The 12,760-nt window shown below is 72.3% G+C and carries 14 protein-coding genes; 6 read left to right on the top strand and 8 right to left on the bottom strand.

The genetic code is table 11. From position 1 onward, the window contains the following. Positions 1–13: 13 nt before the first annotated feature. Complete coding sequence (locus LQ940_RS17970; RefSeq protein WP_231245146.1) at positions 14–313, bottom strand: GIY-YIG nuclease family protein; 300 nt, start codon at positions 311–313, stop codon at positions 14–16. Between the two features lie 249 nt (positions 314–562). Between LQ940_RS17970 and LQ940_RS17965 the strand changes: the two genes are divergently transcribed. The 5 genes from LQ940_RS17965 to LQ940_RS17945 all read left to right on the top strand — a co-directional run bounded on the left by LQ940_RS17965 (position 563) and on the right by LQ940_RS17945 (position 4,768). Then, on the top strand, positions 563–1,333 hold the full coding sequence (locus LQ940_RS17965) for an enoyl-CoA hydratase-related protein (protein ID WP_231245147.1): 771 nt from the start codon (positions 563–565) through the stop codon (positions 1,331–1,333). A 72-nt stretch (positions 1,334–1,405) separates the two neighbouring features. Further along, positions 1,406–1,906 (top strand): hypothetical protein, encoded by a 501-nt coding sequence (locus LQ940_RS17960; protein ID WP_231245148.1) that lies wholly within the window; start codon positions 1,406–1,408, stop codon positions 1,904–1,906. Between the two features lie 21 nt (positions 1,907–1,927). Beyond that, complete coding sequence (locus LQ940_RS17955; RefSeq protein ID WP_231245149.1) at positions 1,928–3,280, top strand: MFS transporter; 1,353 nt, start codon at positions 1,928–1,930, stop codon at positions 3,278–3,280. Positions 3,281–3,314: 34 nt separating this feature from the next. Then, complete coding sequence (locus tag LQ940_RS17950; protein WP_231245150.1) at positions 3,315–4,196, top strand: LLM class flavin-dependent oxidoreductase; 882 nt, start codon at positions 3,315–3,317, stop codon at positions 4,194–4,196. Continuing rightward, complete coding sequence (locus LQ940_RS17945) at positions 4,193–4,768, top strand: rhomboid family intramembrane serine protease (RefSeq protein ID WP_231245151.1); 576 nt, start codon at positions 4,193–4,195, stop codon at positions 4,766–4,768. The genes LQ940_RS17950 and LQ940_RS17945 overlap by 4 nt, the downstream gene beginning before the upstream one ends. Here the strand turns inward: LQ940_RS17945 and LQ940_RS17940 are convergent. Next, positions 4,765–5,262 (bottom strand): thioesterase family protein, encoded by a 498-nt coding sequence (locus LQ940_RS17940; RefSeq protein WP_231245152.1) that lies wholly within the window; start codon positions 5,260–5,262, stop codon positions 4,765–4,767. The genes LQ940_RS17945 and LQ940_RS17940 overlap by 4 nt on opposite strands. A 115-nt stretch (positions 5,263–5,377) precedes the next feature. Here LQ940_RS17940 and LQ940_RS17935 point away from each other — a divergent pair, with 115 nt between their 5' ends. After that, a complete protein-coding gene (locus tag LQ940_RS17935; protein ID WP_231245153.1) occupies positions 5,378–5,743 on the top strand; it encodes a DUF1622 domain-containing protein in 366 nt (121 codons plus the stop codon). 16 nt (positions 5,744–5,759) lie between these two features. Here LQ940_RS17935 and LQ940_RS17930 read toward each other — a convergent pair whose 3' ends face one another. Genes LQ940_RS17930 through LQ940_RS17905 form a run of 6 tightly spaced genes read right to left on the bottom strand, consistent with a single transcriptional unit; the run spans position 5,760 to position 12,493 of the window. Then, entirely contained in the window at positions 5,760–6,764 is a 1,005-nt protein-coding gene (locus LQ940_RS17930; protein ID WP_231245154.1) for a TIGR03617 family F420-dependent LLM class oxidoreductase, read from the bottom strand. A gap of 50 nt (positions 6,765–6,814) precedes the next feature. Then, a complete protein-coding gene (locus LQ940_RS17925; protein WP_231245155.1) occupies positions 6,815–7,852 on the bottom strand; it encodes a LacI family DNA-binding transcriptional regulator in 1,038 nt (345 codons plus the stop codon). A gap of 19 nt (positions 7,853–7,871) precedes the next feature. Further along, positions 7,872–9,338 carry a GH1 family beta-glucosidase gene (locus tag LQ940_RS17920; protein WP_231245156.1) on the bottom strand — a complete coding sequence of 489 codons (1,467 nt, stop codon included), beginning with the start codon at positions 9,336–9,338 and terminating at the stop codon, positions 7,872–7,874. Continuing rightward, complete coding sequence (locus tag LQ940_RS17915) at positions 9,335–10,153, bottom strand: carbohydrate ABC transporter permease (RefSeq protein ID WP_231245157.1); 819 nt, start codon at positions 10,151–10,153, stop codon at positions 9,335–9,337. Before LQ940_RS17915 ends, LQ940_RS17920 begins: the two co-directional genes overlap by 4 nt. Then, positions 10,150–11,142 (bottom strand): carbohydrate ABC transporter permease, encoded by a 993-nt coding sequence (locus LQ940_RS17910; RefSeq protein WP_231245158.1) that lies wholly within the window; start codon positions 11,140–11,142, stop codon positions 10,150–10,152. Before LQ940_RS17910 ends, LQ940_RS17915 begins: the two co-directional genes overlap by 4 nt. A 31-nt stretch (positions 11,143–11,173) precedes the next feature. Beyond that, positions 11,174–12,493, bottom strand: a complete 1,320-nt coding sequence (locus tag LQ940_RS17905; protein WP_231245159.1) for an ABC transporter substrate-binding protein — start codon at positions 12,491–12,493, stop codon at positions 11,174–11,176. Positions 12,494–12,760: the final 267 nt, after the last annotated feature.

Genomic DNA, 12,760 nt, shown 5'->3' with positions numbered 1-12,760 from the left:
CCCGCGCCGCGCTCTATTCGCTCGCCGGTCTGCGGGCTGACGGACGGCGGGCGAGGTCGGGGAGGGCGTCGAAGTCGCCGCGGATCAGCGCCTCGCGCTTGGCCCGGCTCCAGCCCTGGACCTGCTTCTCGTAGGCGAAGGCCTGCTCGATGGAGTCGAACTCGGCGTTCCAGACCAGCACCACGGGCCGCCGGCTGCGCGTGTAGGCCGCGCCGCCTTCGTGGTTGTGCTGCCAGAGTCGCGCCTCGAGGTCCCAGGTGCTGCCGACGTAGTAGCTGCCGTCGTCGCAGCGCACGATGTAGGTGTGGGGCATGGCCATAGGTTCGGCCGCGGTGACCTCTGTGCGCCCGCGGCTCGAGGTGGGCTGTGGAGGGGAGCGTGTCGCGGGGGTGGTTTCGGGGCTCGGGCCCGGCGGCCCTCGCACCTCAACCACCGAAGGGCCCCTCTCGCGCGGTGGTTTCGAGGCTCCTCGCTGGCGCTCGTCGCACCTCAACCACCGTGGGGCTCGCGCTCGGCGCACCTCGACTGCCGTGGGGGTGGGGGAGGCCCTAGGCTCCGCGGCATGGGTGAGGAGCTGGAGGTACGGCGTACCGACGGGGTCGTGGAGGTGACGTTCAACCGGCCGCAGCGGCACAACGCGTTCACGCGGGAGATGTACGCGGGGATGCGGGAGCTGTGCGCCGAGCTGCGCGACGACACGTCGGTGCGGGTGCTGGTGCTGCGTGGCGCGGGTGGGCGGGCCTTCGCGGCCGGCAACGAGATCTCCGACTTCCTCGAGGCCGACGCGGTGGCCTACGAGGACTGGATCCGCGAGCTGCTGGAGTCGCTGCACGCGCTGCCGCAGGTGACCGTGGCGGCCGTGTCGGGCGTATGCGTCGGCGGCGGGCTGGCGGTGGCGACCCACTGCGACCTGAGGATCGCGACGGCCGGCAGCCGGTTCGGGTACCCGATCGCGCGCACGCTCGGCAACGCGCTGGCCGGCTCGATCGTCTACCGCTGCGCCGCGGTGTTCGGGGAGTCGCTGACCCGGGAGATGCTGCTGGCGGCGCGGCTGGTCGACGCGGAGCGCGCGTACGCCGTCGGCGCGGTCATGTCGGTGGCCGCCGACACCGAGGCGCTGGACGCCGAGCTGGCCACGCTCGTCGAGGGGGTGCTGGCGCTGTCGCCGGTGACCGTGCGCGCCACCAAGCACCAGCTGCTCGACCGGGCGCGGCGTCTCGAGGCGAGCCCCGAGGGCGACGCGGAGGTGCTGCGCGAGGTCTACACCGGGCCGGACTTCGCCGAGGGTGTGCGGGCGTTCCTGGCCAAGGAGCGGCCGGCGTTCGGCCGCTAGGCACCTGACGTTTGACCGGTGTCGCCCAGGGCATCACTGGAGGACCACTGGGGGACGTCGGGAGGGCACTGCATGGGGTACGACGCGCTGCGCCCTGGCCGGCGCGCCCTGCTCCTCCTCGCAGCGCTCGCGGTCGTCCTGGCCGTGGCCGGCACCCTGTGGTGGCGAAGCGGCGCGGACGAGCGCCGCCTGGTCGCGGCCTGCGAGAGCTGGGACGAGAACCGGGCCTCCCTGACCGCCGCGATCGCCGAGTCCGAGGACGCCGCCGAAGCCGCCGCCGCCGCGCGGGCCGAGCTCGTCGATGCCCACGTCGAGGACCCGGACGCCCTCGACGAGGCGATCGATCGCTGGCTAGTCGACGTCCAGGCGGTCATCGAGACCCTGTGGAACACAGGTGACACCACCCCTCGGGACCGGGAGCTGATCCGCTCATTCGCCGACTCGCACGCCGCGACCTGGGACCTGCGGCTCGGGCTGCGGACCGACACCCCGAGCGAGGTCGGTGACACGCTCTCCGAGCTGGAGCGCCGGCTGCAGGCCACCGACGGGGCCTGCGCCTCGCCGACGAGCTAGTCGCCGGGAGCGTCGGAGGGAATGTCGGCTCCCCCCGGGCTGTTGGGCGAGGACATGACCTCGGACGACTCTCGGCGCGTCTCCCTGCTGCTCGGGGCGCTGTTCGGCGTGGCCGGCATGGGCTCGTCGTCGGCGGCGATGGCGCTGCCGCTGCTGGGCTCCGACCTCGGGGTCGGCGTCGGCGACGCCACCTGGACGATCAGCCTCTACGTCCTGATGCTCGCGGTGACCACCGCCGTCTACGGCCGGGTCTCGGACCTGGTCGGGGTGCGGATCCCGCTGCTGGTCGGCATCGGCCTGATGACCTCCGGCGCGCTGGTCGCGGCGTTCGCGCCGACGTTCGAGGTGCTCCTCCTGGGCCGGCTCCTCCAGGGCGCCGGCGCCGCCGCCGTCCCGACGCTGGGCGTCGCCGTCCTGAGCAAGCGGTACGACGGTCAGGTGCGCGACGTGGCGATGGGCCGGCTGGCCGGCATGGCCGCCGCGGTGAGCTGCCTGGGTCCGCTGATCGGCGGCGTGGTGGAGCACGCGCTCGGCTGGCGCTTCGTCATGGCCCTGCCGATCCTCGGCGTGCTGGTCCTGCCGTTCCTGTGGCGGGCGCTGAGCCCTGAGGGCTCCGGGGCCGGTCTCGACGTCCTCGGCGCCGTGCTGGTCGCCGCGACGGCCGCCGGCCTGGTGCTGGTCGTCCAGTCGCCGGCCACGGGCGTGCTCATCGCCGCGCTCGGCGGAGTCCTGGTCCTGCTGGGCGTCCCCGCGGTCGCCTGGCGGGTGCGTCGTCGCCCGCACGGCTTCCTGCCCGCCTCGGTGATCCGCGACGCCACGGTCGTGCGCAGCTCGCTCGCGGCTGCGGCCGTCCCGGCCGCGTGGTTCGCGCACCTGGTCGCCGTACCGGCCGTCCTCGTGCACGAGGGCTGGGAGGCGTGGCAGGTGGGGCTGCTGCTCGTGCCCAGCGCGGTGCTGGCGATGGCGATGCCGAGGGCCGCCGGGACGCTCCTCGACCGGGTCGGTCCGGCCGTCTCGCTCGGGCTGGCCGGGGTGGTCGCGACGACCGCGCTGCTGCTGGCCGCACTCGGCACCTGGCTCGTCGCGCCGGCCGTCCTCGCGGTGGCCGTGTCCCTGGTGACGGTGGCCTTCGGGCTCGGCCAGCCGGCGCTGATGGCGGCGGTCGGGGAATCCGTGGCGCTTGACGTGCGCGGCGTGGCCCTGGGCGTGGCGACGCTGCTGTTCCTGGTCGGCGGCTCCGTCGGGTCCGCGATGGTGGGCGGCCTCGGCGAGGTGGTCGGGATCCCGGCCTCGCTGGCTCTGCTCGCCGTGCTGCCGGTGCTGGGCCTGCTGGCCCTCGTCCCCGAGCTGAGGCGCGCACCCGAGCCGGTGTGACCGGGTCTGTCACAGTGGCTGCATGGATGTGGGCATGACCCTGCCGGTGATGGAGCCCGACCTGTGGCACGGCGCCGGGACCCTCGAGGCCTGGGCGCGCGCCGTGGACGAGGGCCCGTTCTCGTCGCTGTGCTTCGGGGAGCGGGTGGCCTTCGACAACCCCGAGACCCTCACGCTCCTGGGCGCCGTGGCGGCGTGGACCTCGCGCGTGCGCATCGCGACGACCGTCGTCGTACCGCAGCTCCACGACCCGGTCTGGCTCGCCAAGGCCCTCGCCACCGGTGACCGGCTGAGCGGCGGACGGCTGACCGTGGGCCTGGGCGTCGGGGGCCGCGCGGAGGACTACGGCGCCGTCGGCGCCAACCCGAACACCCGGACCATGCGCGGCATGGCGGCGCGGGTCGCGACGATGCGCCGGGTGTGGGCGGGCGAGGAGATCCGCGACGTCACCCGCCCGGTGGGCCCGCCGCCGGTGCAGGACGGCGGCCCCGAGCTGCTGGTCGGGACGACCGGCCCCAGGACGGTCCGCAGCGGCTCGGCCTGGGCCGACGGGCTCGCCGGCGTGAGCCTCGACCTCGACGCCGACGCGGCCTCGGTGCTCTTCGAGCAGGCCCGGGTCGCCTGGTCCGAGGCCGGCAAGGCGGCCCCGCGGCTGACCACGTCGTTCTGGTTCGCACTCGACGACGGCGACGGCTCCGCGCGCGAGCAGGTGCACCGCCACCTGCGCCACTACCTGAGCTGGCTGCCCGCGTCCCTGGTCGACGCGATGGCCCCGACGACAGGCTTCGCCGGCACCCCCGACGGTCTGCGCGACACCCTGCGCCGCTTCGAGGACGTCGGCGCCGACGAGGTGCACCTGATCCCCACCGGCTCCGACCCCACCCAGGTCGAGCGCGTCGCGGAGCTGCTCCGATGAGCCCGCGGCGCGAGACTCGCAGTGCCTGGCGGCAGGCCGCCGTCGGCGCCGCCGTCTTCGTCGCCGTGCTGTGGGGCCTCGAGCTCCTCGACACGGCGCTCTCCCACCGCCTCGATCAGTACGGCGTGCAGCCGCGCGAGGACGAGGGGCTGCTCGGCATCCTCTTCGCGCCGCTCCTGCATGCCGGGTGGGGACACCTCGCGGCCAACACCGTGCCGGTGCTGGTGCTGCTGTTCCTGGTGCTGGCCTCCGGCGTGCTCCGCGGGGTGCAGGTCACCGCGATCATCTGGGTCGTCGGCGGGCTCGGGGTGTGGCTGGTCGCGCCCACCCACACCGTGCACCTCGGTGCCTCGGTGCTGATCTTCGGCTGGTTGGTCTACCTGATGATCCGCGGCGTCTTCACCCGTCGGCTCGGCGAGATCGCCCTCGGGGTGCTGCTGTTCCTGCTGTACGGCGGCCTGCTGCTCGGCGTGCTCCCGGGCCAGGCGGGGATCTCCTGGCAGGGACACCTGTTCGGGGCCGTCGGCGGCGCGCTGGCGGCGTACCTGACGAGCGAGCGGAAGGCGCCCTAGCGCAGGCTCATGGAGCCCGAGAGCATCGGCTCCCAGCCCAGCTGCTTCTCCTCGGCGAGGCGCGCGTCGATCTGCCGGGCGACGTCCTCGGGCCAGTCGGAGGTCTTGCGGGTCTCCATGTCCATGTGGAGCAGGATCTCCTCCATCACGTAGCTCACGCGCGAGTGCGAGTCGTCGAGCAGGTAGACCACGACGTGCGCCGCGCGGCGCGAGCGGCCGACCAGCCGCACGCGGACGGAGATCTTGTCGCCGGTGCGCAGCTCGGAGAAGTAGGTGAGGTGGTGCTCGGCGGAGAAGACCGCCTGGCCGGCCGTGTGCGGCCAGTTCTGGGGGATGCCCACCTCGACGAGCGACTCGTCCAGGCCCTCGCTCGCGATGCCGAGGTAGTGGCGCACGTTGAGGTGGCCGTTGAAGTCCTCGAACGCGGCCGGGATGCCCTGTTGGGAGTACGCCGGAAGCGCGGCGATCTGGTCGTAGCTGGGCTGTGCGGTCACGCGCAGACCGTACCTGCGGGCGGCCCGAGGCTCTGCGGCGGGTCGGCGGTGGACGCGGGCCGGGGCCGTGCATACCCTGTGCCCGGGCCAGCGAGGGGCGGCGAGGGTGATGGGGATGAGCTTCGACGAGGTGATGGAGCTCGTCGTGCACGGGTTCGAGGTCGGCGGCGTGACGATCCTGGTGGTCGGGTCCCTGGTGGGCCTGGTCGCCGCGGCGGCGTCGTACCGGCGCGTCGGCGGTGCCGGCGCCTACGAGCGCGCCCGCCGCAACGTGGGCCGCGCGATCCTGCTGGGCCTGGAGTTCCTGATCATCGCCGACATCGTCTTGACCATCACCGTCGACCCCACGCTCGACAGCGCCCTGGCGCTCGGGCTGATCGTGCTCGTGCGGACCTTTCTGAGCTTCTCGCTCGAGGTGGAGCTCGAGGGCACGCTGCCGTGGCGGAAGCGGCCGGCCGCGAGCGAGCCGCCGGCGGGGTAGTCCCTCATCCGTCAGCTCACCTGAGCGAGGCGGCCAGGGCGGCGACCTGGTCGAGCGGTGGGCGGTAGCCGGGGAAGTAGCCGCAGACCCGGGTGGCGTGCTCGCCGAAGCGCCGCCGGAGCTCGGCGGCGCACTCCTGCGGGGTGCCGCGGACGGCGAGCGTCTCCAGCATCGCGTCGTCGACCCGCGCCAGCATCGCCGCGACGTCGCCGGTCTTGGACAGTGCGTTGAGCTCGGGCTGCAGGTCGGCCCAGCCCTCGACCTCGAGCACCGGCAGGTACGCCGGCGTGGAGGCGTAGAACGCCAGCAGCCCTCGCACCCCCAGCGCCGCGGCCTCCTGCTCGGCGGGCGTGCGGCCCATCGCGAGGATCGCCTGGGGGAGTACGGCGAACGACTCGCGCGCGCGGCCCGAGCGGGCCAGCCCTTCCTCGACCGCCTGCAGGGTGCGCTCGCGGAAGTGCCGCTCGCTGTGGAAGGGCATGACCAGCAGGCCGTCGGCGACCTCGGCCGCCGTACGCGTCATCACGGGGCCGAGCGCGCCGAGCAGGACCGGCGCGACGCCGTAGGGGTTGGGCCCGGGCACGAACGTCGGCGGCATCAGCGTGTGCTGGGTGTGCTCGCCCCGGAAGTCCAGCCGGGTGCCGTCCTGCCACGAGCCCAGGATCGCCTTGACCGCGAGCACGATCTCGCGCATCCGCGCCGCCGGCGGGCTCCACCGTGCGCCGTACCGCTTCTCGATGTGCGGCCTGATCTGCGAGCCCAGCCCGAGCCGGAAGCGACCGCGCGACAGCAGCTGCAGGTCGTAGGCCGCATGCGCGAGGTGCAGCGGGCTGCGCGGCATCGCGATCGCGACGTTGGTCATCAGGTCGGTCTCGACCGCGCCGGCCGCGCTCGCCAGCGGGAGGAACACGTCGTGTGGCCCCTCGAAGGTGAACAGCCCCGCGACCCCGGTGCCTGCCAGGTCCCGTGCGCGCTGCGCCGCCTCGTCGGGCCGGCCGTCGAGCTGCACGTCGAGGAGCATGTGCCGACGCTACCGGTGGCGACTAGAACACGTTGCAGGTTGGGCGGATGTCACGCGCTGGCGCGGCGCACGAGCGTGGGCGGGAAGATGACCCGCATCGCGCGGACGCTGCTGTCGCCGTCGACCTGCTGGAGCAGCAGGCGGGTGGCCTGCTCGGCCATGTCGACGATGGGGTTGCGGATGGTGGTGAGCTGCGGGTCGGTGCGCTCGGCGACGCCGAGGTCGTCGTAGCCGATGAGGGCGACGTCGTCGGGGACCGCGCAGCCGGTGGCGGCCAGCACCCGCAGAGCGCCGGCGGCCATGAGGTCGGAGGCCGCCACGATCCCGTCAAGGTCGGGATGGCGCGCCAGCAGGGCGGTCGCGGCGCGCTCGCCACCGCGCTCGGTGAAGTCGCCGTGCTCGACCGCGTCGTCGCGCAGGCCGGCCTCCCGCATGGCGCCCCGCCAGCCCTCCAGCCGGTCCACGCCGGCGCTCATGTCGTCGGGTCCGGCGATGGTCGCGATCCGGGTGCAGCCGCGCGAGATGAGCGCCTGGGTGGCCTCACGACCGCCGGCGACGTTGTCGGTGTCGACGTAGGCGACCTTGTCGGCGCTGGTCCACGGCCGCCCGACGAAGGCGCAGGGCAGGTCGAGCGCGGCCAGGTGGTCGGCCAGGCTGTCGCTGCGGTGGTGGGAGACGACGAGCGCCCCGTCGATGTGCCGGTTGCGCAGGTAGCGCAGCATCCGCGCCTCCTCCTCGCCTGGGCGCGTGAGCAGCAGGACCAGCTGCAGGTCGCGCTCGGCCAGCACCCGCGTGACCCCGCGCAGCGTGCGCGCGAAGAACGGGTCGGAGAAGACCCGCTCGTCGGGCTCGGGGACCACCAGGCCCACCGAGTCGGTACGCCGGGTGACCAGGCTGCGGGCGGCGTGGTTGGGGGTGTAGCCCAGCGCCCGTACGGCGTCGTCGACGGCGCTGCGGGCCTGCGCGCTCACGCGGTTGCCGCCGTTGATCGCGCGCGACGCGGTGGCGCGCGAGACCCCGGCCAGGCGCGCGACCTCGTCGAGCGTCGGCGAGCCCCCCGGCCCCGCGATGCTGCGGCTTCCGTCCACGCGCGCCACCGTAGCGACCTCAGCTCTCCGGCGCCTGGAGGTTTCCGGTACGCGCGGTCTCCGCGTAGAGCAGGGCGCTCGACTTGGGCGTGCGCACCTGCGTCTCGTAGTCGACGTGGACGATGCCGAACCGCTTCTCGTAGCCGAAGGCCCACTCGTAGTTGTCGAGCAGCGACCACTGGAAGAAGCCCCGCACGTCCACCCCGTCCGCGATCGCGGCGTGCACTGCGGCGAGATGCGCGACGACGTAGGCGACACGCTCGGGGTCGTGCACGCGTCCCTCCGCGTCCACCTCGTCGTCGTAGGCGGCGCCGTTCTCCGTGACGTAGAGCGGGGGCGCGTCGTAGTCGGCGTCGATCCGCTTCAACAGCCGCGTGAGTCCCTCCGGCTGCACCTCCCACCCCATGGCCGTCCGCGGAAGGCCACGGCTCGGGAAGGTGACGTCCTCGCAGCCGACGAACGGCGTGCGGGTCGGCCGCTCGGCGTGGGCGCCGTCGACGCCCGTCGTGTCCGGATGCGGGTGGCCCGAGACGGCGTCGCCCTTGTAGTAGTTGATCCCGAGCAGGTCCAGCGGGGTGCCGATGAGTGCGAGGTCGCCGTCGTGCACCACCTCGGTCCAGGGCCGGCCCGCCCACGCGAGCCCGGCGGTGTCGGCCAGCAGGTCGGTGGGGTAGCGGCCGGTGAGGATCGGGTCGAGGAACACCCGGTTGTGCAGCGCGTCGATGCGCCGGGCGGCGTCCCGGTCGGCCTCGTCGTCGGGGTCGTGGGCGTCCGCGACCGTGCAGTTGAGGGTGATCCCCAGCTCGGCGGTGGTGCCGCGGCGGCGCAGCTCGTCGACGACCAGGCCGTGCCCGAGCATCAGGTGGTGCGCGGCCACGAGCCCGGCCACGCCCTCCTGGCGACCGGGGGCGTGCTGGCCCCCGGTGTAGCCCAGGAACGCCGAACACCACGGCTCGTTGAGCGTCGTCCAGACCGGCACCCGGTCGCCGAGCGCGTCGTAGACGGAGAGCGCATAGTCGGCGAAGCGGTACGCCGTGTCGCGGTTGGTCCAGCCGCCCGCGTCCTCGAGGGTCTGGGGCAGGTCCCAGTGGTAGAGCGTCATCCAGGGACGGATGTCGTGGGCCAGGAGCTCGTCGACGAGGCGGGCGTAGAAGTCGAGCCCGGCCGGGTTGAGCGGGCCGGCGTCCGGCCGGACCCGCGGCCAGGCCACGGAGAACCGGTAGCTGCGCAGGTGCAGGCTCTTCATGAGCGCCACGTCCTGCGGCATCCGGTGGTAGTGGTCGCAGGCGACGTCGCCGGTGTCGCCGTTGACCACGGCGCCGGGCACCCGCGCGAAGGTGTCCCAGATGGACGGCGTGCGGCCGTCCTCGCCGGTGGCGCCCTCGATCTGGAACGACGCGGTCGCGGCGCCCCAGAGGAAGTCCGGCGGGAAGCGGAGCTCCGCGCCCTGGCCGGTGTCGATGCGGGTGTCGAGTGAGTGGGTCATCCCTTGACTGCTCCTTGCATGATGCCGGCGACCAGTTGGCGGCCGGTGAGGACGAACAGGACCAGCAGCGGGATGGTCGACAGCACCGCGGCGGAGAGCACCAGGCTGTAGTCGACGTAGTAGCTGCTCTGGAGCTGAGCGAGTGCGATCTGCACGGTGGGGTTGGTGGAGGGGAGCACGATCATCGGCCAGAAGAAGTCGGTCCAGACCGTCATGAACGTGAACAGCCACAAGATCGCGGCGGCCGGACGGGCGGCCGGCACGGCGACGTTCCAGAAGGTGCTGAACATCGAGCACCCGTCGACGCGCGCCGCCTCGATCAGCTCGTCGGGGATCGCGTCGACGAGGTACTGACGCATGAAGAAGACGCCGAACGCGGTCACCAGGGTCGGCACCATGATCGCCCAGATGTGCCCGGTCCAGCCGAGCTTGGCCATCTGGATGAACAGCGGGATGACCCCGAGCTGGGTGGGGACGGCCAGCGTCCCGACGACGAAGACCATGAGCCCCTTGCTGCCGCGGAACCTCAGCTTGGCGAACGCGTAGCCGGCCAGCGTGCAAAAGAACACCACCGACGTGGCACACACGGTCGAGACGACGAGGCTGTTGCCGAGGGCCTTCCAGAAGTCGACGGTCTCGAAGACGCGCTGGGCGTTGCTGAAGAAGTGACCTCCCGGCAGCAGGGGCGGTACCTGGCGGGTCACGACCTCCTTGGTGTGCGAGCCGACGATCAGCGACCAGTACAGCGGCAGCGCCGAGGCGAGGACGAAGGCCGACAGCAGGCCGTAGACGAGGAATCCCGGACGGCGGCTCACTTGCGGCCCCCTGCTCCGAGGCGCTGCGCCACCGCCAGGTTGACCAGCGCGAAGATCACGATGAAGAGAAACAGCAGCCAGGCGACCGCCGAGGCCATGCCGAGGTCGCGCAGGCGCCAGCCCAGCTCCCACAGGTACAGCGTCACGGTCTGCCACTGCCGGTCCGAGCCGCCGAGCCCGACGTTGTCGAAGAGCCGGGCCTCGGTGAAGATCTGCAGCCCGCCGATGGTGGAGGTGATGACCACGAAGATCATCGTCGGGCGGATCATCGGGATCGTGATCGACCGGAACTGGCGCACCTTGCCGGCTCCGTCCATGGCCGCGGACTCGTACAGGTCACGCGGCACCGCCTGCATGGCGGCGAGCAGGATCAGCGCGTTGTAGCCGGTCCATCGCCAGTTGACCATGGACGCGATCGCGATGTGGCTCGGCAGGGTGTCGACGTGCCAGGCGATCGGGTCGATGCCGATGAGGCCGAGAGCGCCGTTGATGAGGCCGTAGCGGTCACCGAACAGGTTGCCGAAGATCAAGGTGGCCGCGGCGGGGGCGACCACGAAGGGGATGAGCACGCTCATCCGCCAGAACGTCCGGGCGCGCAGCTGGGTGTCGAGCAGGCCCGCGATCGCGAGGGCCAGCAGCACCTGCGGGATCGAGGACAGCAGGAAGATGCTGACGGTGTTGCGCAGCGCCCGCCAGAAGTAGCGGTCCCCGAACACCGAGCGGTAGTTGTCGAGGCCGACATAGTCGCCCTGGCCGCCGATGAGGCTCCACTCGTGCACCGAGACGTAGGCGGTGTAGGCGAGCGGGAACATCCCGATGACCAGGAACAGGATGAAGAACGGCGACACGTAGAGGTACGGCGAGAAGCGGACGTCCCAGCGGGAGAGCCGCTGCCGCAGGGTCAGTGGGGGTGGGTCCTGCGGCAGCGGCCCCGCCTGAAGGGCCGGCCCGGCCGGGGAGGTCGAGGAGGAGACCTCCCCGGCGGACACGACTGGTGGGTGGGGGCTCATCGACGCGGGCTCAGCCGATCCGCTCGACGTCCGCGGTGAAGGAGTCCCACGCCTCGTCCGGCGACTCCTGGCCCTGGTCGACCCGGAGGATGGCCGCCTGGAACGCCGTGATGATGTCGGCGTACTTGGGACCCTTGTAGGGCTGCAGCTCCACGGCCGCGGCGCGGTTGGACAGGATCTGCCCGACCGGGGCGTCGTTGAAGAACGGCTGCTTGGCCGCGAGCAGCACCGGATCCTCCTGGGCGTCCACCTGGCTCGGGTAGGTGAACTTGGCGTCGAAGGCCTTGATCTGCTGCTCGGGGGCGGTCAGCCACTCGGCCAGCTTCTTGGCCTCCTCCTGGTGCTCGCCCATGGCGGGCACGGTCAGGAACGAGCCGCCCCAGTTGCCGCCGCCGCCGGGGAAGGCGTCGGCGATGTCCCAGCCCTTCACGCCCGCGGCGTTGCCCTCGATGATGCCGAGCATCCAGCCGGGGCAGGCCATCGTGGCGAAGCCGTCGTTCTGGAAGGCGGCGACCCAGTCGGGGGACCACTGGTCGAGGTTGGTGGCCAGCCCGTCCGCCTGCATCGACGTCACGGTGTCGAACACCTCGCGCACCTCGGGGTTGGAGGTGGCGACGACGTTGTTGTCCTCGTCCTCGAACGGGTAGGCGAGCTGGTTGATCATCGCCTGGCTGGTGCCCTTCGACGAGTCGTACCAGGCGGTGTCCGGCATCTTCTCCACGAAGTCCTTGCCGGTCTGGAAGTAGGTGTCCCAGTCGGCGAACAGGGCGGCGACCTCCTCGCGGTCGGTCGGCAGCCCGGCCTTCTTGAAGAGGTCGGCGCGGTAGCAGATGCCCTCCGGCCCGATGTCCGTGCCGTAGCCGATGAGCTCGCCGTCGGCGTTGGTGCCGGCCTTGACCTTCCAGTCCAGCCACCGGCCCTCGACGCTCTCGTCGCTGAGGTCGATGAACGCGCCCTTCTCCTCGAGGATCGCCGGCATCCCGTCGCCCTCGATCGCCTCGATGTCGGAGAGTCCCGACCCCGCCGCGAGCTTGGTGTAGAGGTTGTCGCGGTGCTCCTCCCAGGTGCCCAGCTTCTTCTGGACGACCTTGATGTCGGGGTTGAGGTCCATGTACTCCTCGATGAGGCCCTCGTACCCGAACTCGTTGAAGGTGGCGACGGTGAGGGTGGTCTTGCCGTCCTCGGCCTCGTCGTCCCCGCCGCACGCGGCGAGGCCCAGGCTGAGGACCAGGGCACCGGCGGCGGCGAGCGCGAGGCGCCGGCGTCGCTTGGTGCTGGTCGTGAATGGTAGGCGGGGCTCCTGGCGGGGCCCGAAGGGTGAGATGTGCACGGGGGAACGCTCCTGCCGTTGTGCGGACTGCGGATCGGGGGTGACCCGGGAGGACGCGACCTCGGCGTGAGAGCGCTTCCATGTTCTTGGTGTCCACAACATGACATGCGTCACACCGGCGCCACAACCTTCTGCCTGGCCCCGGCGTAATTAGGCTGATTGGGGTGTGGGAGCGCTTCCATGGGGATGCCGCGCTGCGGGGCACGGGGGAAGTGAGTTTCACCGGGTGCCCGGTGAAACTCACGCCTCCCCGACGAACCTTTGTGG

Source organism: Nocardioides sp. cx-173 (assembly GCF_021117365.1).
Classification (GTDB): domain Bacteria; phylum Actinomycetota; class Actinomycetes; order Propionibacteriales; family Nocardioidaceae; genus Nocardioides.
The sequence above is the reverse complement of the archived record's forward strand: the minus strand, read 5'-3'. Positions and strand labels throughout refer to the sequence as shown.